This is a genomic window from Leptospira venezuelensis (assembly GCF_002150035.1).
GTDB classification, from domain to species: Bacteria; Spirochaetota; Leptospiria; order Leptospirales; family Leptospiraceae; genus Leptospira_B; species Leptospira_B venezuelensis.
In genome coordinates this window covers 149,732-169,137 of record NZ_NETS01000008.1, presented here as the reverse complement: position 1 = coordinate 169,137, position 19,406 = coordinate 149,732, and the positions used below count along the sequence as shown (strand labels likewise).

At 40.5% G+C, this 19,406-nt stretch carries 20 protein-coding genes and 1 tRNA gene; 8 read left to right on the top strand and 13 right to left on the bottom strand.

Annotated elements, in window-relative coordinates; translation table 11 throughout:
- Window positions 1-114: 114 nt before the first annotated feature.
- Genes rktP through B1C82_RS04865 form a run of 3 tightly spaced genes read right to left on the bottom strand, consistent with a single transcriptional unit; the run spans window position 115 to window position 2,317 of the window.
- Window positions 115-1,215, bottom strand: a complete 1,101-nt coding sequence (rktP, locus tag B1C82_RS04875) for an Arg-Lys translocation region protein phosphatase RktP (protein ID WP_086446492.1) — start codon at window positions 1,213-1,215, stop codon at window positions 115-117.
- A 1-nt stretch (window position 1,216) separates the two neighbouring features.
- Window positions 1,217-2,014, bottom strand: coding sequence for a twin-arginine translocase subunit TatC (gene tatC, locus B1C82_RS04870; RefSeq protein ID WP_086446491.1), 798 nt, complete (start codon window positions 2,012-2,014; stop codon window positions 1,217-1,219).
- Between the two features lie 57 nt (window positions 2,015-2,071).
- Window positions 2,072-2,317, bottom strand: coding sequence for a Sec-independent protein translocase subunit TatA/TatB (locus tag B1C82_RS04865; protein ID WP_086446490.1), 246 nt, complete (start codon window positions 2,315-2,317; stop codon window positions 2,072-2,074).
- Between the two features lie 118 nt (window positions 2,318-2,435).
- On the opposite strand from B1C82_RS04865, the gene B1C82_RS20655 reads away from it, so the two are divergent.
- From B1C82_RS20655 to B1C82_RS04835, 7 genes are all read left to right on the top strand, one after another.
- A complete protein-coding gene (locus B1C82_RS20655) occupies window positions 2,436-2,603 on the top strand; it encodes a hypothetical protein (RefSeq protein ID WP_165780493.1) in 168 nt (55 codons plus the stop codon).
- 3 nt (window positions 2,604-2,606) lie between these two features.
- On the top strand, window positions 2,607-3,416 hold the full coding sequence (locus tag B1C82_RS04860) for a hypothetical protein (RefSeq protein WP_086446489.1): 810 nt from the start codon (window positions 2,607-2,609) through the stop codon (window positions 3,414-3,416).
- A gap of 53 nt (window positions 3,417-3,469) precedes the next feature.
- Complete coding sequence (trxA, locus tag B1C82_RS04855) at window positions 3,470-3,784, top strand: thioredoxin (RefSeq protein ID WP_086446488.1); 315 nt, start codon at window positions 3,470-3,472, stop codon at window positions 3,782-3,784.
- A gap of 32 nt (window positions 3,785-3,816) precedes the next feature.
- Entirely contained in the window at window positions 3,817-5,967 is a 2,151-nt protein-coding gene (locus tag B1C82_RS04850; RefSeq protein WP_086446487.1) for a cAMP/cGMP-dependent 3',5'-cyclic-AMP/GMP phosphodiesterase, read from the top strand.
- Between the two features lie 14 nt (window positions 5,968-5,981).
- Window positions 5,982-7,112: an acyl-CoA dehydrogenase family protein gene (locus tag B1C82_RS04845; RefSeq protein WP_086446486.1), complete on the top strand. Its 1,131-nt coding sequence runs from the start codon at window positions 5,982-5,984 to the stop codon at window positions 7,110-7,112.
- 34 nt (window positions 7,113-7,146) lie between these two features.
- Window positions 7,147-8,367, top strand: a complete 1,221-nt coding sequence (locus tag B1C82_RS04840; protein WP_086446485.1) for an Lsa36 family surface (lipo)protein — start codon at window positions 7,147-7,149, stop codon at window positions 8,365-8,367.
- A gap of 164 nt (window positions 8,368-8,531) precedes the next feature.
- Window positions 8,532-9,140 carry a hypothetical protein gene (locus B1C82_RS04835; RefSeq protein WP_086446484.1) on the top strand — a complete coding sequence of 203 codons (609 nt, stop codon included), beginning with the start codon at window positions 8,532-8,534 and terminating at the stop codon, window positions 9,138-9,140.
- Window positions 9,141-9,172: 32 nt separating this feature from the next.
- Here the strand turns inward: B1C82_RS04835 and B1C82_RS04830 are convergent, their stop codons facing one another.
- The 5 genes from B1C82_RS04830 to B1C82_RS04810 all read right to left on the bottom strand — a co-directional run bounded on the left by B1C82_RS04830 (window position 9,173) and on the right by B1C82_RS04810 (window position 15,524).
- Complete coding sequence (locus B1C82_RS04830) at window positions 9,173-10,489, bottom strand: MFS transporter (RefSeq protein ID WP_086446483.1); 1,317 nt, start codon at window positions 10,487-10,489, stop codon at window positions 9,173-9,175.
- Between the two features lie 97 nt (window positions 10,490-10,586).
- A complete protein-coding gene (locus B1C82_RS04825) occupies window positions 10,587-10,940 on the bottom strand; it encodes a phasin-related domain-containing protein (protein WP_086446482.1) in 354 nt (117 codons plus the stop codon).
- Window positions 10,941-11,037: 97 nt separating this feature from the next.
- Window positions 11,038-11,613: a bifunctional nuclease domain-containing protein gene (locus B1C82_RS04820; RefSeq protein ID WP_008592198.1), complete on the bottom strand. Its 576-nt coding sequence runs from the start codon at window positions 11,611-11,613 to the stop codon at window positions 11,038-11,040.
- A gap of 60 nt (window positions 11,614-11,673) precedes the next feature.
- Window positions 11,674-13,551, bottom strand: coding sequence for an alpha/beta fold hydrolase (locus B1C82_RS04815; protein WP_086446481.1), 1,878 nt, complete (start codon window positions 13,549-13,551; stop codon window positions 11,674-11,676).
- A gap of 89 nt (window positions 13,552-13,640) precedes the next feature.
- On the bottom strand, window positions 13,641-15,524 hold the full coding sequence (locus B1C82_RS04810; RefSeq protein WP_086446480.1) for a PAS domain S-box protein: 1,884 nt from the start codon (window positions 15,522-15,524) through the stop codon (window positions 13,641-13,643).
- 260 nt (window positions 15,525-15,784) lie between these two features.
- Here B1C82_RS04810 and B1C82_RS20545 point away from each other — a divergent pair, with 260 nt between their 5' ends.
- The gene (locus tag B1C82_RS20545) at window positions 15,785-15,946 is read left to right on the top strand and encodes a hypothetical protein (RefSeq protein ID WP_157894094.1); all 162 of its coding nucleotides are present in this window, start codon (window positions 15,785-15,787) and stop codon (window positions 15,944-15,946) included.
- Window positions 15,947-16,468: 522 nt separating this feature from the next.
- Here B1C82_RS20545 and B1C82_RS04800 read toward each other — a convergent pair.
- The 5 genes from B1C82_RS04800 to B1C82_RS04780 form a co-directional block, all read right to left on the bottom strand.
- A tRNA-Ile gene (locus B1C82_RS04800) sits at window positions 16,469-16,542 on the bottom strand.
- Between the two features lie 44 nt (window positions 16,543-16,586).
- Window positions 16,587-17,087 (bottom strand): hypothetical protein, encoded by a 501-nt coding sequence (locus B1C82_RS04795; RefSeq protein WP_086446478.1) that lies wholly within the window; start codon window positions 17,085-17,087, stop codon window positions 16,587-16,589.
- On the bottom strand, window positions 17,084-17,575 hold the full coding sequence (locus B1C82_RS04790; protein ID WP_086446477.1) for an LIC_11959 family protein: 492 nt from the start codon (window positions 17,573-17,575) through the stop codon (window positions 17,084-17,086). The genes B1C82_RS04795 and B1C82_RS04790 overlap by 4 nt, the downstream gene beginning before the upstream one ends.
- Window positions 17,575-18,960, bottom strand: coding sequence for a HEAT repeat domain-containing protein (locus B1C82_RS04785; RefSeq protein WP_167373748.1), 1,386 nt, complete (start codon window positions 18,958-18,960; stop codon window positions 17,575-17,577). Before B1C82_RS04785 ends, B1C82_RS04790 begins: the two co-directional genes overlap by 1 nt.
- On the bottom strand, window positions 18,893-19,384 hold the full coding sequence (locus tag B1C82_RS04780) for a response regulator (protein ID WP_086446476.1): 492 nt from the start codon (window positions 19,382-19,384) through the stop codon (window positions 18,893-18,895). The genes B1C82_RS04785 and B1C82_RS04780 overlap by 68 nt, the downstream gene beginning before the upstream one ends.
- Window positions 19,385-19,406: the final 22 nt, after the last annotated feature.

Below are 19,406 nucleotides of genomic sequence, written 5' to 3'. Positions count from 1 at the left end.
GGAGCCGCAGAGAGGTTTGTTTAAAAATTGAGAAGTAAAAAATTCTAAAAAACTCTGCGTCTTGGCGTCTCTGCGTGCCAAAAACTCCGTGACTCTTTTACACCCTCTGCGTCTCTAATCTCGGACTCTACCCACAGTCAGAATTGCTGCCTTAGAAAGTCCTTTTTTGCCGGATTCCATTTCTAAAAATCTTCCGAAGTCCAGTGTGAGTTCTCTGGAGTTTTTATATTCTCTGCCAGAACTCCAGTTTTGTAGTTGGATCAAAAGTGGATTTACACCTGCCGAACTAGTAAGTTCAGTCAGTCTATCACTTAAGAAAACCAAATATTCTCCAGGTCTGATCTGAATCTTCTTAACGTCTCTTGCGGAATTTCTGAAATCGTAAAATACCTGTTTAGAGATCGGTAATATATTCGTTTTACCACTTTTATGAACAAGCGCGGGCAGTTTTTGAAATTGCAAGATGCCTGCTTCTCCATTTCTAGTTTCTAAATAGAATAGTGTGAGATTCAGATAAGAGATAGGCGTAGATCGTAGAGCTCTGTCTATTTTATAGAGTAGATCTTCTCCTCTAAGCCCAGTGGTTTCCTGAGCGAGTGAGATCATTCCTTCTATCCTTGCCTTGAGAGAAGATTCAATTGCTCCGTGATTGGGGAAACCTGCTAACACTCCAAAACAACCGTCGGCAGTCGGAATGATATTTGCGTAATCTGATTCTCCAGTATCGGAGGACCGAGGAAAAACGGTGATATCTAGATTTTTGATCTTATGAAGTCTGATTTTATGAAAAAATTTCTGGATCCTATCTGAAAGTTCTCTTTCCTTTTTGTTTAAAGATTCTTGGGATACTGTTTCTTCTTTAGTTTTTTTCTGGTAAAGAGCGATGCGGAAATGTCTAGCAAGTTCTCCTAACTCATCATCTTTTTCAGACTCTCCTGAATCCTCATACACATCCTGGGACCAGTTTTGTAATAGTTGAGAAATAGATTTGAGAGATTTAAAACTTAAATTTAATAGAAAATAGGTGACTATTCCTAGAACAATTGAAAATAAAAGACCGACTCCCAGACGAACCCAAACATATGCCCTTAATTCTTTTCTGATCTCTTCCCCGAAGAGAAAATCGTCCAAAAGTAAATAAGATAAGAATAATACAAAAGACGCGGTAAATGAAGCGAATGCTAATTTATGCTTGGACTGAAGATTTGGAAACAACTCATTTCCTCTCTATAATTGCGATCAATGCCAGAGAGATCGCGAATAAGACCAGCAATGGAACGAATAACATTAACATGGAAATTACGTCTGGTCCGGGAGATAATACTGCTGCAGCGAATGCGATCCCTATGAATGCTTCTCTCCAATGTTTTAGCAAAAAAGAAAGTTTTAATATCCCGACTGCTGCAAGCAATACCATGATCACCGGAAGTTGGAAAGACAATCCGAAGATCAGATGCATATTGAAGAATACGTCATAGTATTCGTCTATAGGAAGTCTGGTTTCTATATCTAAAGGTCGAACAGTGACTAAGAATATTTTTAGGAAACTTTCGAATGCTTGTGCCCAGCAAAGCCAAACTCCTAACCAAAATAGAACTGTGGAAAATGCAATAAGCGCTTTTCCGAGTCTTGCGGTTCTGGGCTCCAATGCGGGAGAAACAAAGCTCCATAAAAAAGCTAACGCGAACGGAAAAGTAATCAAAATAGAGACCATGAATCCAGTTCGTAGATAAACCATGAAAGGAGCCATGAGTTTGATTTGGTAGAATGTAGCTGATTCCCCCAAAATGTTCTTGTACGGTTTAATAACTATCTTATGCAGCTCTTCTCCGAAATACAAAGCAACCACAAAGAAAACAGTAAAGACAAGAATGGAACGGATAAGTACGGAACGTAATTCTTCTAAATGTTCCCCCAGGGTCATAAACTTTTCTCTATCATGAGGAAGACTTTCCTCTGATGCAGAGATTACAGGTTGGGGAATACTAGAAAGGCTCTTTTTTTTAGAAGGCATATCGAAAGGTTGGAATTCCTTCCCGGTTATAAAAGGGCCCGAGGGCCCTAATCATATTTAAGCGGATTTTTTGGATTTTTTAGTGGAAGAAGCAGGAGTCGCTGGTTTTGCTTCTGGTTCCTGGATTTTAGCAGATTCAGATTCTGCATCTCCGGATAGAGATTTCCGGAATTGGCGTATTCCGTCCCCTAAATCCTTTGCTAAAGAGGGAAGTCGCTTGCCCCCGAAAAGCAGGAGAGCTAAACCTAGTATGAAAAAGATTTCCCAAGGGCCTAAATTTAAAAATGCGAGTGGTGCGTACATATACTATCTCCTTAGTTAGGATTTTGCCTCTGTAATATATGTCAAATAGTTAGTAGGAACTAGCCGATAATTCTACTGGGACTTCGGTTCAGATAGAAAGGCAAAAACGGACGAGTTTATGAGAATAGAATCCAGCCCATTAGATTCAATCTCCGTTCCTCTTCCAGTTCGAGAACCGGGCGGAGAGGAAGAAAAAGAAGAAGATCGGAAAAAAGCGGAGAATGCTCCGAATTCCGATTATATGTACGCTCTTTCTGTCGGAAGTCTGATAAATGTGCAGGTGTAATTAATGGCCCTTACCAAGGAACAAAAGCAGGAATTCCAGGAGAAACTGGCGGATTTTCGCGCATTTTTGGAGGATTTGAAGAAGGAAGCAAATCTTCTCAAGGCCCAATCCAGAAAAGATCCTAAAATGGAAGGCTACTTTAATGTGGCTCTTTCCTTAAATTCTATCAAAAACATAAATACCTGCCTTCTAATCAATGAGATCTCCGTAGCGATCTTGGATTTGAAATCGGATACCTACCTCAACCAGGGGAGGAAAGAAATTTATAGTGCGATCTCTTTTATGGAGAAGGTAGTCGGAACCGACTTTGAGTCTGGTTTAGGGGAGAATAAGGACCTTCTTGCTAAAATTATAGAATTTAATCCTCTCCAAAGACTAAATTATGTAAAGGGACTTAAGACCTGCACAACCAATACAATCGAGGCGTTCGGTTCAAACTCAAAGTGGAAATGGAGCTTTCCGGAGATACATTTCAAAATCGCCATACTTAGTAAGAATCTTTTTGACTTCCGGGCTTTTGAGAAGGAAAGAGACTTGGAGAATCCGTTTTACTATCCTAGACAAGAACACTATAATTTAATTCTGGAACTTTGTAACTTCGCGGCCCAGGAATATCGTGCCAAATTCGATTTGTCTACTCAGGACGCAGGGGATTTGAAAAAATCCATATCCCTTTTGGAGGTAAACCGTAAAATCCTGCAAACCACAGGCGAAACGGAGGACCTGGGAAAGACAAAAACCCTGATAGAATCCCTAAAAGAAAAGGTAGAGTCGATAGAAGCTGAGAAGGAAAAGAAGAAAAAGAAGAAATAGACCCGTCCAATTTGTTATAAAGAGTGGGAAAAAAACAGGAGAAAATCTAGCACATGGCATTGACCGAAATAAACGATTCAACTTTCAGTTCCGAGATCAACAAGGGTATGGTTCTAGTAGATTGCTGGGCGGAATGGTGTGGTCCTTGTAGAATGGTTTCCCCGGTTCTGGAAGAGCTTTCGTCCGAGATGAATGATATCTTAAAAATTAAAAAATTAAACGTAGACGACAACCAGGACACGGCGCAAAAATTAAATATCCAATCTTTGCCGACCCTTCTACTTTTCAAAGACGGACAATTGGTGGATAAGATCATAGGAGCTCTTCCTAAGGCGCAAATCAAAAGTTTCATCGAAAGACATAAATAAAAAATTCGATCTCGACTGCGGCGGAATTTTCCATGCTAAAAGAACAAACCAGGGGATACATAGAGCTTCCTAGAGGGGGCTATCTAGTAGAAACAAGTGAGGGCTTCTTTCAAATCGGCTCTCCTCCCGAGACCATCAAAGATACGATGGCTGAAAAAAAGACTCCCCTGGTATTTATACTTCCTAACAAATTCTTTCATGTAGAAAAAGGGATCAGCACTGCAGAGCTTGAATTCCCGATTTACTTTAACTTCTTCTTAAGACAAAAAAAGACCACAATCATCTGTACTGCTGAACAGAAAGATCAGCTCATCACAGTACTTAAAGAATCCTTAATGGGTCCTGAAGAGATCAATTTAGAGTCCGAATATTTGGATGGGGCAGAATCTTTCGGCTTTCCTGATATGAAGGCAGAGATGGCATATTTTAGAGGATATAAGGGGTTAGATGATGTAGTCGACTTCCAAGTATTCGATAAAGATAATATGGTCAACTTAGGAAAGGTTTTGGTCCGTAAACTTCCTTCAGGTGATTTTAGAATTACTGACGGAACTAAAGAGACCGAGATTCCTGGAGAAGTTGGATTTAATATCAAATATGAGATCGGTCATAGACTAAAGGAACCTTTTCAAGCTCCTTTGCTTGGAATTACTTGTCTAGGACCTTCTCATGGATTTGATCCTGAGGATAACACTTCAGGTTTTATTATCTGGTTAAACCACCAAGGTATCATGGTGGATCCGCCTGTGAATTCTACAGAGTGGCTTAGGATGTCCAATGTAAATCCTAAACTGATAAACCACGTGATTCTTACTCACTGCCATGCGGATCATGATGCGGGGACTTTCCAGAAAATTATGGAAGAAACCAAGATCACAATTCATGCAACTGCAACTGTGATGGAAAGTTTCATCCGTAAATACTCAGCTCTTACTAAAATTCCTCGTAAGGAATTATTGGAACTTTTCAATTTCCAGCAAATCATCATAGGAAGGCCTGCGATGATCAACGGTGGAGAATTCAATTTTCATTATGCATTACATTCTATTCCTTCTGTAGGATTCGAGTTTTTCTTCCAAGACCAATCTTTCGTGTATACTTCTGATCATTTAAATGAACCTGACGTTCATGATAAGATGTACGAGAAAGGAGTTCTTCCGGAATCTCGTTGGAAATTTTTAAAAGAATTCCCGTGGGACAGAAGGATTATCTATCATGAGGCGGGAATTCCTCCTCTTCATACAAGAGTTAGTTATTTAGCAAGTTTACCTCCTGAGATCCAGGAAAAAATCACTGTGTATCATATCGCAAGAACGGATATGCCTCCCGGTACTAAACTGAAACTAGCTCGTTTCGGAATAGAGAACACTGTTTATCCTGAAATCACTCCTCCTAAACATATGGAGGCTTATAACCTTCTAGACATCTTAAGCCAAATTGATATTTTCAGCGGTTTCCCAATAGAGAAGGCGAAGGAATTCCTACTGATCGTACGCGACGAAAAATACAAACGTGGTGATCAGATTATCAAGAAGGGAACTCCGGGTGATAAATTTTATATCATCGCTTCCGGAAACGTAAAGTTTGAAGGACTCTTAAGTGAGTCCGATATAGCGCCCATTAAACGATATGGGCAATATGAATATTTTGGAGAAGCTTCTCTGGTTCTAGATCTTCCAAGAGCTGCGGATGTTTTTGCAGAAACTGATGTAGTAGCTCTTACAATAGAGAAGAATAAGTTCTTACAGTTTATTAGAAATACAGACCTAAGACAAAACTTAATACGACTGAACAGCATTCGTGATAGTAACTCTTGGAAAACACTGTTAGATTCGCGTCATTTTAAAGGACTTACCAGCCATCAGGTCACTCAATTAGAAATGATTATGAGGCTTTCTAAGGTGAACAAAGGTTCAGTGCTTATTACGGAAAAAGCGTTTTACCACGAGGCATATATTATTCGTCATGGAAAAGTAAGCGTATATCAACATGGCAAAAAATTGGCCGAGTTGACAGACGGAGATTTCGTTGGTGAGATTTACTCGATATCCAAGAAGCTGGTGTCAAATTACACGTTCCAAGCAGAATCAGAAACGGAATTGTTCTCTATTTCTCAGAACGAACTCATCCAGTACATTAAACGGAATCCCGGCGTTTACATGAGAATGAATACCGTCTACTGACACGGGGGATATAAATGGATAGAGTCCTACAATTTACCGAAGAGCATAACGCCTTTCGGGATATGGCGCGCAAGTTTTTCGAAACAGAAGTTACTCCTCATCATCATGAATGGGAAAAAGTCGGAATGGTTCCGAAAGAACTTTGGAAGAAGGCGGGAGCAAGCGGATTACTTTGTCCAGATGTTCCGGAAGAATATGGTGGATCAGGTGCAGACTTTCTATATAACGTTGTTGTAATAGAAGAATCCTCCAGAGCTGGGAATAGTGGATTCTTTGTATCCCTTCATAACGATGTGATCGCACCTTATATCAGTGCGTATGCAAATGAAGAACAAAAGAAGAGATGGTTGCCTGGTTGTTGCAGCGGGGACAGCATTTTAGCAGTCGCTATGACAGAACCTGGAGCGGGTTCTGATTTAAAAAGCCTTAGAACCAGCGCCGTGGATAAGGGAGACCATTATGTTGTCAATGGTCAGAAAACATTTATTTCCAACGGACAGCTTGCAAATTTAGTAATTACTGCCGTGAAACATGAAAATGGCACGATTTCGCTTGTTATGATAGAAGAGGGGATGAAAGGTTTCGAAAGAGGTCGTAATCTCGAGAAGATCGGGCTAAAGGCTCAGGATACCTCGGAATTATACTTCAACGACGTAGTAGTTCCTAAAGAGAATGTAATCGGAAAAGACGGACAAGGTTTCCGTTATTTGATGATGAAACTCGCGCAAGAGCGTCTCGTATTGGCAATCGCAGCGGTAGAAGCCACTGCACTTGTTCAGAGAATGACTCTAAAATATATTAAAGAGAGGATGGCTTTCGGGAAAAAGATCGGAAGTTTTCAACACATCAAATTTCAAATGGCGGAGATGGCTACGGAACTGGAAATGTGCCGCACCTTCGTCGACAAAGTGGTTTCGGAGCATCTTGCTGGGAAAAAATTAACTGTAGAGGCTTCTATGGCTAAATATTACTCCACTGAGATGCAAAAACGTCATACAGACCTTTGTCTCCAGTTCTTCGGAGGATATGGTTATATGATGGAATACCCGATTGCAAGAGCGTATTTGGATGCAAGGATCCAGACGATCTACGCGGGAACTACTGAAATCATGAAAGAAATTATTGGTGGAAGTTTAGGACTCTGAAATAAACTCGAAATAGCTATCGTCCAAGGGTAAAATGGATCGAATGGCTCCTTTAAAGAGTATAGTTAGGCGGTGTATTCGGTATGCCGCCTTTGTTATTTTAGCTTCTTCTGTATATTTCATCCCAGTTTCTTCTGCAGAGGCTCAGGTTTCCTGCCTTCCTCCTGCATCCGGAAACAATGTCTGTAGTATAATTCCAGCATCCACAGTGTCTCAGTTCAACGGGTTGGAAGAAACCATCCGCAAAGAATATTTGAATGAGCTCACCAAATCAATGGCAGACGCTTCTGTTCTTGCAAATATCAATTCATCAATGATGGGACCAGGGACAGTTAATCGTTTCCAAGTGGGAGCGGGACTTGGAGTTGCTGGAGTCCAAAAAGACGATATCAATATCCAATATGCAGATATTTCTATCCCTAAGTTCCCAAATGTAGGAGCTTCGATTAATCCTGGAGCAATGGTGGGTGTAAACCTTGGATGGTTACTTGGTCAAGGACCTGCGGACCAACCGGAGAAAGACGATAAGAATAAGGATTCCAATCGATCGTTTCTACATAGGATCAATATTTATGCTCACGGTTTCCAAGGTAATATTGCTAACGGAGATATAAAGTCTCTGAGCGATTCTACTTCTAAAGACTTATCCATGTCTGGAAATGTAAACAGTTTCGGAATGACCGTTAGATTCCAAATTGCTAGAGAACGATATACAAAGTTAGATTTTTTCGGCTTTACTGGAGTTAGTTTAGGGATCGGTTTCCATAGAAAATGGGAAGAGATCAATATGAACTATCACCCGAGTGGATCCGATGCAGTTAAGGTTGAGTTTGGTCCTGCCACAGGTAAATGGGATGCGGACGTTAATTTCGCTTATCAATCTAAGGTTCAATCTGTTCCGGTAGATATTAGAACAGGGGTTCGTCTCTTCTATATCTTAACCTTGTTTGCTGGTGCCGGTATTTCCAATAATAGCGGATATACTAAACTGAATTTAGGAGTGAGCGGGCCGCTTTATTTGGCCTTGGATCCTAATGCATCCGGTCTTCCTCCTCAGGTGATCCAGCAGATGAACGGTAATGCAGGTGGAACATTATCCTTAAGGACTAGTGGATCTGCTGATGTTAGAACTCAGATGAACTATTTCGTTGGTGGTTTTGAATTGAACATATTGATGTTCAAGGTATTGGCAGAAGCTATGGCCACTGACGATAAAATCTACTCTGCGAATCTAGGTATTAAGTTCGCTCTTTAAGAATAATAAGCCCGGGGAACTCGGGCTTGTTCATTTCTCCTAATTTTATTATAAGCATATATAAAAAAGGCACGCCTTTTGCAGTATAGTTAGTAGAATGCAAAAGTCCGGGATTCATTGGATAAAATGTCCAGGAATTCAGCATTTAGCATCAAAGGTATCCGATGATCACTACGCCAGGAAAACCTCTACATCTCTCTTGTATCCCTAGGGGCGAGGCCTATGCCCTAAAGGTCAATATTTCCAAAAACGAGATAGGGATCATTTATAGAGTAACAGCAGTGTTATATGTTCATGGTTGGAATATAGAAGAGGCAATTGCCGAAACCTCCATGGACGGTTATATCCAGGACATCTTCATCGTGAAACGTATAGATGGTGCTCCTATGACGGATGAGCACCTGAATGCAATACATGCAGATTTGCATGAGTTGTTTTACGGTGGAATGTCAGTAATGAACTATCTGGCAAATCATCCTGAAAAAATGGAAAGTTTGAGAGCCAAGGTAGAGATTTCTCCTGAAATTTTCCTATTCAATTCAGAGATTAGCGATTCTACAGTAATGGATCTTAGAATGGAAGATAGACCTGGTATCTTATTCGAGATTTCCCAGATCTTATTTTTATTCGGAGTAGATATTCTATCTTTTAAAGCAGTTACTGATTCAGGCCAGGTAAGAGATACATTCTTGCTTAGACTAGAGAATGGGTCTAAGCTGAACGAAAATCTACACTTTAATAGATTGAAGGAAGCATTAAACGCAGTCCTTTGACCCGCGATAATTGTAGCAGCATTTCTTCGTTTTTAATTTTTAGGAGAAGGCTGTTTTACAAACAGAAATAGACCTAAGAAAACAAAACTCAAGATCCCAGATAACAAAAATGAGATCTGAGGTCCTTTTTGAGAATACACTACGCTGAATATAATCGGAGAGATCCCTCTTCCGAAAGATCCTAAACTTCTTAAAATTCCCAAATTTTTCCCTTGCTCACTTGGAGAAGAGAATAGGGATACGATAGAAGATACAGTAGGATTTAAGAATGCACTTCCCATTGCTAAAAATGTCAATGCCACAAATAATAAAAATGTAGATTGTTCGGAAGCAATCACCGATGCGCTTGAAAAATATAAGAAAGAAAATCCTAATATCAAAAATATAGAAGCAAGAAGTCCTACATTCTTTTCAGGAACTTTTCCACTGATCCTGCGGATAATCCCACCTTGCACGAATACTATTATGAGTCCTATATAAACAAAAGTATAACCGATACTTACCGGCTTATATCCTAAGAATTGATCCAGATAAAAATTAAGAGAGAATTCGAATCCAGAAAAGAATAATAGGAAGTATAAATTCAAAAATCCTAAATACATGATCTCTTTGGAGCCTAGATCAAAAACTCCTAAGGCAGGATGTAATCTTCCTTCTGATTTTTTACGCAAGTTATGAGGAAGAGTTTCTCTGAATCTAAAAAGTATTAATAGTAAATTTACGAAAGACGCAGCAGTTGCCATAAGAGCAACAGAAGGAAAGATCGTCATCTTATCCAAAGGTAAAAAAGGAAGAAGGTAAGAAGGATCCGTATGCGCTAAAATTCCACCAATAGAAGGGCCTGCGATAAATCCAAGACCGATCCCAGCACCTATCATTCCCATTCCTTTCGTTCTGTCTTGTTCAGATGTAGAATCTGCCATCGCAGCAGTTGCCACCGAAACATTCCCGCCCATAAGACCTGTGATCAGTCTCGAAAGAACGAATAAGGAAAAACTTCCGGAGAATAACCATACTAGGTATCCCAAAAAGCTACCTGTGCAGGTAAAAACTAAAACAGGTCTACGGCCCGTACTGTCTGAAAGTTTTCCCCAAATAGGAGAGAACAAAAATTGAAGAATTGAATATAAACTTGCTACAATTCCGCCGAAGAGTGCCACGAAAAGTTTCCAGTCGCTTGTTCTTCCGTCCAAAATTCTGGAAGTCCAACCCGCCAAAAGATCCAAAACAGGATCTCCCGCCTGAGCTAAAAAATGATTTAGAGTTTCTGGAAAAATAGGGAAGATGAGGGAAAATCCCATCATGTCAATGAAGACTGTTAGTATTAATATGAAGGATTGTTTCCTCATCATTGGTGGCCTGAATAAGATGAGGCCTAGTATCCGGGACCCGGTTTGTTTGTCCCGAATTTTTCTAAGAGTTAACTTTTATCAAGTTTTCCGAATTTTACTTTTTAGTCAGCTTTTTCAGCTCTTCTAAAGCGGACTTCGCCTTTGTTTTAAATTCTTCCGGAAGAGCCTCGTCGATTTGAACGGAAATCTTTTCGAAATTCTCTTTGAGCTGGTTGATCACTGCCTTGGAACTTTCGTTTGCATTCAGTAGTTTGTCCTGAGCATCACCCACCGTTTTCTGGATTAGGTCCCTAAGTCTATTTGCCTGTTCCGATTGGTTCTGTGCTCCCTTGCTTTTGAGGTCCTGATAGGCATGGTCTAGATCGGAAAGGCTTTGTTTTAGTTTATCTTCTCCGGATTGAAATAGCGCAATTCCGGCGTTTAGGATGTCCATTAGAGATTTTTCCATGATTGTTGCTCCAAGGCGACCAAGGATACAGAAGGAAAGGACTTAGGTCCAGTATGTTCGGGAATAAAATCGGAAATTTTACCGATTTGAAAAGAAATTAGGAGGGATTTTCCAGAAGTTTGCGGATCTGGTCTCTGATCTTTGCAGCTGTCTCGTAGTCCTCTGCTTTTAGAGCGTTGTCTAAAGAGTCTTGTAGGATCTCCAACTGAGACTTAGGAAGCTGAGAAATTTTTTCCTTTCCGATTGTCTCTCCAGGGATCTCGTCGTCTTTCATGACGATCCCAGCTTCTTCGATGACTTTTTTTGCCAGATAAATAGGAGCGTTAGCGCGAAGAGCAAGTGCGATTGAATCACTCGGTCTTGCATCAAGCACGATCAATTCCTCGTCTTTACGCAAAGTGATCTTTGCGTAGAAAGTATTATCTATTATTTCTTCTATTGCGATTTTTACGATCTGCACTCCTAGAGTGGTGAGTAAAATTGTCATCAGATCGTGAGTCATAGGTCTAGGAGGTTTTGTTCCTTCTAAAACCGATGTAATGGAATGTGTTTCTAAAGGACCGATAAAAATCGGAACAACTCTCTGGTCCGAATCGTCTTTTGCCTTCAAAAATACGGCAAAGCCCACATTCGTGAGAGAGATATTATATATGGTCGCTTCCAAAAGATCCATTTCCTAGTATTTGAACCTATCGTTCGTTTCCCGAAATGTCAAGCGTTCTAAACCTGGGGCTCAAGTCGAGTCCAATCCTTTGATCCAGGTGTCAATTTCGGAGCACATTTCCTTCACCACTGGCATATGGAAAACAATACCTAAGTGACCCTGTTCGTAAGAAAGTATCTTATTTTTTTTGTGAGGAAGAGCAGCTAGATCGTTCTCAATTGTTTCGCTCGGAACTACTTTATCCACAGAACCTAAAACTGAAAAAAGTGGGATCTGCAGATTTTTTTGGAGCGCGGTATAATCCAAAGTTCCGTCGTAGGAAAGAAAAGATCGGTCCTGGCTCAATTGAGATCTCAAAAATTGAAGAACTACTTTTGTTGATTCTTCGCAGAAAATATCTTCGATCAGAAAATACCATTCAGGAGGAGAGATCTGTTTGTATCCAACGAAGTCTCTCAGGTTTACAACTTTTGCATGAAGATCAAAAGAAACCGCTCTCAGGGAAGAATGTAGACCTAAAAGAAATTTGAAAAATTTATTAAGATCTACAGTAGGAAGAGTGGTTTGCAGAGAAAATGAAGTCAGGTCAAAGAGAAAATCAGAGATCGTTTTAGAAGGAACCAATTTCAGTCCCATTTTCAGAATGTCTAGACCTGGAATTTGCGCTTGTAGTCTTACGAAATTCGGAGAAGTAATCGAAACAATTCCTGAAATTAATTCTTTAGGATCTATAAGTGGGACAGGGGAGTCTTTTTTTCTTTTTACAATTTCTTCATAGGCGGAGCAGTAGAAGCGAGGGATCATTCCCCCCATACTATGACCGACTACAACAAGCTCTTCGTTTGGAAAATTTTCTTTGATCCAGTTAAGAACTGCCGGAAAATCTTCTTGGATAAAATCATCCACAGTCCAGCCTTCTCGGATTCCAAAGAGTGGAAGGGTCCTTCTGGACCTTCCCCGCATATCCATAGAGAAAACTCTATAACCATGGCGGAGAGATAACTCTCTGGCCACCTTGTCCATTACGGACCTTCTACAAAAGAAGCCAGGAATAAGAAGAAGGTTCTTACCCGTATCATTTCTTTCCTTCGGTTCGAAACGTTTTAAACTAACCGAGTATCCATCTCCAGAAGGGATTAAAAAACTCGCGTCCAAACGGTAAGATCTTTGGTAGGTATGAGAATCGAATACTATGGTTGTGACAGGTTCGTCTTGTCCGAAACCTCTAGTATAGAACAGGTGTTTTGCTCTGGAATGAAGATCCGACTTTTCGATATTCTTACGCGCATAGTAAGGATCTCCCTTTAGACCCATCTCTTTGGAGATCACGAAGTCTACTACGTCGTAAAGACTGTACAATTGCTGACGAACTTCTTCTTCCTGTTCGGGACTCATATTGTCCCTTCGGATCCCCCATAACATCCCGATCGGAGAACCTTTCACAAATAAAGGAATACCCGCCGCGTAGTTCATTGTTTTGGTAAGAAGTTGTTTTAAGTTGGGATGGACTCTTTCATCGTCGAGGCTGTGAAAATAAACTTCCGGTCTTGCTTTCTTTTCCACAGAAAGAATAGCTTCTCTCAAATATCTGGCGGAAAGATTTCCAGGATCTTGGATGGAGATAGGGATTGTATTTCGGATGAAGTCCTCGATACTTTGGAGGCCAATCCTATCAGTCACCTGTTTCATTCTGAAATGGGTGGAAGATGCTACAATCTTCAAATTTTTATCTTGGATCGCTTCGAAGATTGCGTATTGGAATACGGGTTTTCCATTCGGAAGGGTCATAGAGACCATCTTGTTTACGAATGCAGTCCAAACTTTTTGAAGAAACAGGTTTGTACTTTCTGAAAGCGGAAAGATATAAATATCTTCTGCTCCCACCGCATAAGCGCCCCCTTTTCTGCGGGGCTTGGGGTTGACCTTTCGGGCTAGGGTCTGGTCCATAGTTTAAGTTTCCATTTCACCCTGTACCCTGGCAATCTGGAATTCTGGCTTATTTTGGGCCGAAATTTAGAAAAATCGGGAAGAAATTTCTAAGATTTTGCGAACGAAAATTGATCTGAATGTTCTTCTCTACCGCAGAAGCGGATCGAAACTTCTTTCTCTCCATTCAATTTCCATTGGATTTTTCCTTTCAGCTGATCGACTAACATATTCACAAGTTGAAGTCCGAGTCCGGGAGAATAATCTGTGCGAAATCCTTTCGGAAAGGGGACCCCATTGTCTGATACAACTAAGTTCACCCAAGATTCTTCTTTGAAAAGTCGGATAGAAATTTTTCCTTCCTGCTTTTGAGGGAATGCATACTTGAAAATATTGGTGACTAATTCATTCAAGATGAGCCCGAGAGGGATTGCACTTTTTACATCTATCTCTAGACCATTTAGATCAAGTTGCAGAGAGATCTCCTTTGTTTTTTCCCGGAATGCATTTAATAAATGTTCAGTGATTTTTTGGATATAACGATCCAAACGGACAGTATGAGAATTATTAGAAGTAGATAACATCTCATACAAATTGCCGACGGAATGGATACGATTTACTAAATTCTCTAAGGTATTTTCCAACCTAGTATCTGAAGATCTGGACGCTTCTATCTCTACGATAGAACTGATCATACTCATACTATTCTTAACTCTATGTTGGAGTTCCGTATAAAGATATTCTCTTTCGTGAAGATCTTTTGCCAAGGTTTCTAATGCTTCTTTTGCTTCTGTGATATCTACGCAGGAACCGATAAAACCGGCAAAAATCCCCGATTCATTGGTTATAGGAAGACCATTGTCTTGGATCCATCTCCAGTCCCCGTTTTTGTTTTTTAAACGATAGGTCATACTGAAAGCTTCTCTTTCGTCGAAATGGCTGGAATAGATCTGGATACATTCTTCCAAGTCGTTTGGATGAACACCTTCCGCCCAACCATCTCCCATTTCCTGCTCCATACTTCTACCGGTAAAATTCAGCCAGGTTTGGTTGAACCAATTGCATTTTTTGTCCAGACCGGAAACCCAAATCATTACTGGAGCCGCATTTGCGACAGATTTAAATCTAGTTTCACTTTCTTTAATATTCTCTAACAAACTGTATTCTTTAGAGATGTCCCTGAAAACTAAAACAGATCCTGCGGTATAACCTTTTTCAGAACGGATCGGAGCAGAACTTTCTGCAACCCTATGTTCCGAACCTGATTTAGAAATGAGTAATGCTTGGTTTTCCAAGCCCATCATTTTTTCCTTAGGGATAAGTACATCTACAGAATTTCTCATCCTTCTTTTGGTTTTCGCGTTTACGATCTTAAAAACCCTTTCGATAGGTTCACCAATTGCGTCCACTCTGGACCAGCCAGTCAAAGTTTCTGCAACATAGTTCATATCTGTAATATTGCCTAATTCGTCAGTAGAGATAACTCCGTCACCGATGGATCTTAATGTAGCTTTAAGAAGTTCTTGGTTTTCTTTTAAGGATTCTTCGCTTCTCTTTAACCGAAGATGAGACTCATAAAGTTTAAAAGCCATTTTGATCGAAGCAATTAGAACAGTTTCTCCTGAATCTTTAACCACATAACCGTAAGAGGTTATTTTTTCCGTTTTTTCAACGATCTCAGGTTCGGTATGACTGGAGAGAAATACAATAGGGATGTCTCTAGTTTTTAGGATACGAACTGCGGCGTCTGTTCCGTCCTCTTCTTTTCCAAGGTCAATATCCATAAGAACTAAATCGATTGTGTAGTCGTTAGTCGCTATTTGAACAGCTTCCTCTGCGGTGTAGGCAGAGATAACTCTGTACCCATTCTTCTTTAATCTTTGGGTTTCAGAAAGTGCAATGATAGCCTCATCTTCCACAAGAAGGATGGTTTTCTTTCTTTCTTCCGGGATGGGGAAGTATTCTCTAAAAATTTTTTCTACGGTCTGGATCATCCCGATTCTCCTAACACAAACTGTGTCAAAGTTTTGACTAATTCAGTAATTATGACACAATTTAAGATATCCCAAATAAGAGAGCAAGCAAAACTGAAAAATTTAGACTCCCTTCTAAAAAGCTCAGACTCTGAAAAACTAATGCAAAAGATGTAATATTAAGAATTCTTAACCTTATTTTGTCTCATTAGAATAGTTTATGTCTTATTCTGTTTAAGCTCGTCGAAGATACTACGCTGTTCTTATCTGCGGCATTAAACATGTGTTATACGTTTCTGTGTTTGGATATTTCAGTTTGGTTTGGGTTAGGATCCAGATTAAAATGGATCTCCTTCCTTCTGTTCTATGCAGAAAGTATCTTTCTATATTTTGGTGCAGATTGGTTTTTGAGAACAAATTTGGACCATGGGGTGGGTGGTTAAAAGCAGGCGGTGCACCTGCGATTCTAAGGGGATCGGACTGCCGCTACAATCCCCAGCGACCCATAGGGGGTGAGGAAACGACCGCGGAAGCGAGTCGGTAGCCGCTAGGCTAAACGAGTGGTTAGATAAAATCAAAACCAATCGTTTAACCGAAAGTTTAGATAGAAATGATTTGATGCACTTGATCTCGCATCCTGCTCGACTTTAGCTCCGCGGCGTCTTTTTCGCGCCTTCGTCCATCCATGGACTCGGCACGCGTTTATTTACGCTCCCTACCTTTGTTGATTCAAATGCAGTTTGTTTGATGTGAGATTTGACTTCGCCTTGCTCAGTCACCCTGTCGGGGATCTCGCTTCCTAAGGGGCGCTCGATAGGGTCGCTATAAATGCTTTCGCTCAAAAGCCTCAAGTCCTTCTGGGACTTTATGTAGATTGTAAGGAATGAATTCTTGGGACCAGAAGGAATTGCACCTGCAACCCGGAGATTCTGAATCTGCTGTATGGGCAAATGAGAAGAAATTTTTGGGCCCAGAAGGACTTGAACCTTCGACCCGCAGATTATGAGTCTGCTGCTCTAACCAACTGAGCTATAGGCCCGGAGGCTCCATTTTTTGAGGACCGCGCCTCCTAGCAAGTCGATTTTACTGTGGGTTCAGATATCGGTTTGGATTTGAAAACCATTCTTTCAGGTCTTGGCGTTCTTTGTAGAAAGCGATATAGAATGTGTAGGCCTTATCTTCTTTTCTGAGTAGGAAGAAATAGAGTTGGAGTGGATTTCCCCCAGAATTGTCTTCTTTAGACCAACGTAGTATCTCCGTCCTATAAATAGTGAATTTTTCAGGAGCACTATCTGGAAAAACAGCTTCTAGGGTCTTGGTTCCAAGAGTTTCTTCTCCTACTCGATCCAGTTTGCGCCAAATTACAAGCCAAGGTCTGTCTTTGAGTGGAACTGCTCTCCACCGTTTTCTGGATTCAGTGCGGACGAGTGCTTTTTCAGGAAAATCGATTTTAATAAAATCCTCTGTGAATGTTTCTCCAGGTTGATAGACTTTTTGGTCCGGATCTAAAGGAACAGAATCTATGGATATATTTGCAAAGATGAATAAGAGCAGAAAGAAGTAGGAAAAGGGGAGTCGGATCAAAAGATAATTTCCTCTAAGATCAATTCTCTGTATTTGACTAGTTGGAATACAGGTATAGATTGTTTTTCCTTTCTGTCGGCTAATGTATCTTCTCCTTTTTTCTTAAATCTTCGAATCGTTTTATTTTCGAATACGAATACTCCTTGGTATTCTCCTGTGACCTCGTAGGGTGCACCTGGCGCCAGCCTAGAAACATATTTTTTTAATCTTCTATCAAATTTATTATCTCTATATTTATAATAAAGAGTATGGCCGTTCCAATCGTAGAATACTACGTAATTTTCCTTTAGACCTTGGTAATATAGTTTGATCGTTTCTGGATAATTCGGAGAAGAATCCGTTAAGGATTCCTTTATATCTAAAGCTCTAGGTTCTTTGAGAGTGATTGTCCCGCGATAGGTGTTTCCTGCAGGTTCCGCATCCAATCTTCTCCCATCCGATGTAGGTATCAAACAAAGGATCGCGGATAGGAGAAGGAATTGTTTCATTAATCGTTTTCCAGATCCTCTGATTCTCCGCCGGAGGGTTTTCCTCCTCCGGAAGAACCACCACTACCTGAACCGGATCCACCGCCACTACCGGAGGAAGATCCGCTACCTTCTCCACTTAATGGAACTGGATTGGAACCATCTCCGCCTCCGCTGCTTGGTCTAGACCTTCTGGAAGAAGAGTTGGATCCGCCGCTGCCAGCCTTTCTGGTGCTAGTATCTTTTGCAGGTTTTGTATCGGGACTTGTAGGAACAAAAGTCGGATCTAGTTTTTTGCGAAGCTGGTCTAATGCATTTTGTGCCGCACGTTTTACTTTTTCACTAGGATCTCTTTGTGCCTTATATTCTAAAATTTCGATCACTGCAGGATCTTCTGTTTCGGCCAAATGTTTGATGGCACGAAGTCGGACCATTGCATCGTCATCTCTTGCGAATGAATATAATTCTTCTATAATTTCCTTATCTCCTAAGGAAACAAGAGCAGTGATTGTATGTATCTTAAGTGCTTGGTAATCTTGGATATCGTTCTTGGATTTTAATGCTCTGATCTTTTCTAATAATTCTCTGAGAGGAGTAATCGCAGCTTCTGATTTGATTTTTCCGAGTGCGTTTACAGAGTAAGCGCGAAGAGTGATCGGCTCTTTTTCGTCTTTTACAGTTGCGATCAGAACATTCTCGATTGAAGACTTTTTTACTTTTCCGAAATAAAGTGCGATTTGAGCTCTCACTTCAGGATCATTAAACTTCTCCTGGAATCTTGCTTCTAATACGGAGAATGGTTCGTTTGCCTGAGGAAATTCAGCCAAGCATTCGATGAGCGCGATTAGAAAATTTGAATTTTTGGTGAAATCCTGGCTTTTGAGCAATTCAGTTAAAACTGGAATTGCAGAATCGAATTTGAGCTTTTTGACTACATAGACTGCTTCTTTCTGCACGTCTTGTTGGTCATGTTTTAATAATGCAATGATCTTATCTTCGAATTGAGTGAGTTTTAGGATTCCTGAAATTCTAAGTGCATAGATCTTCATAGACCAATCCGGATCCTTGGAAAGGATTACTCCGACTTGATCGTATAATTCTCCTGCGTCTTCTTTTGGAAAATCTTCTAATTCTCTAAGAGCGCTTGCTCTTTCTTTTGTGGTTCCGTATTTTAAGATCTTGGAGAGAACTTCTTTCTTTTTGCGGATCTGTTCTTCTGTATATTTAGGCTTAGGTGGAGCTTCTTTAGCGGCCAAGGAACCGAAAGAAAACAAACAAAGTACCAGGGAGAACGAGCAAATGTTTCCTAGGAAAATTTTACCAATACGCTCAGGCAGGTTATTCACCTGTTTGCTGTAGTTTGCGGTTTTCTTCTTCGAGGTCCTTAATTCTTCTGTTAAGCTCATTGACTAAATGTTGATTCTCCAGGTTCTGCCGGAACTTTTCTATCAAAGATCGGATGTCTCTGGTTAGATCCTCTATGTTCCAAGGTTTTTCCACGTATCTGCTCAATCCCCCGAAATTTATCGCGTGGATTGCGGAATCCAGACCGGCTTGACCGGTGAGCAGAATTTTGATCGAATCAGGAGACCGTTTGTGGACCGATTCCAAAAAATCGGCTCCTTTCATCCCGGGCATTACCTGATCCGTAATGATAACTTCGATCACATAACCGGAAGCTTGGATCTCTTCCAATAAGGCAAGTGCCTCTTCCGCGCTTCTTGCGGTTTCGATCTCATGAGTCTTTCCGAACTCGTTATGAAGTTGTTCCTGGAGAGTCTCCAGTACTGACACTTCATCATCGACACAAATAATATAACCTTTATTCATAATCCTAAACCGAAAGGTTGGC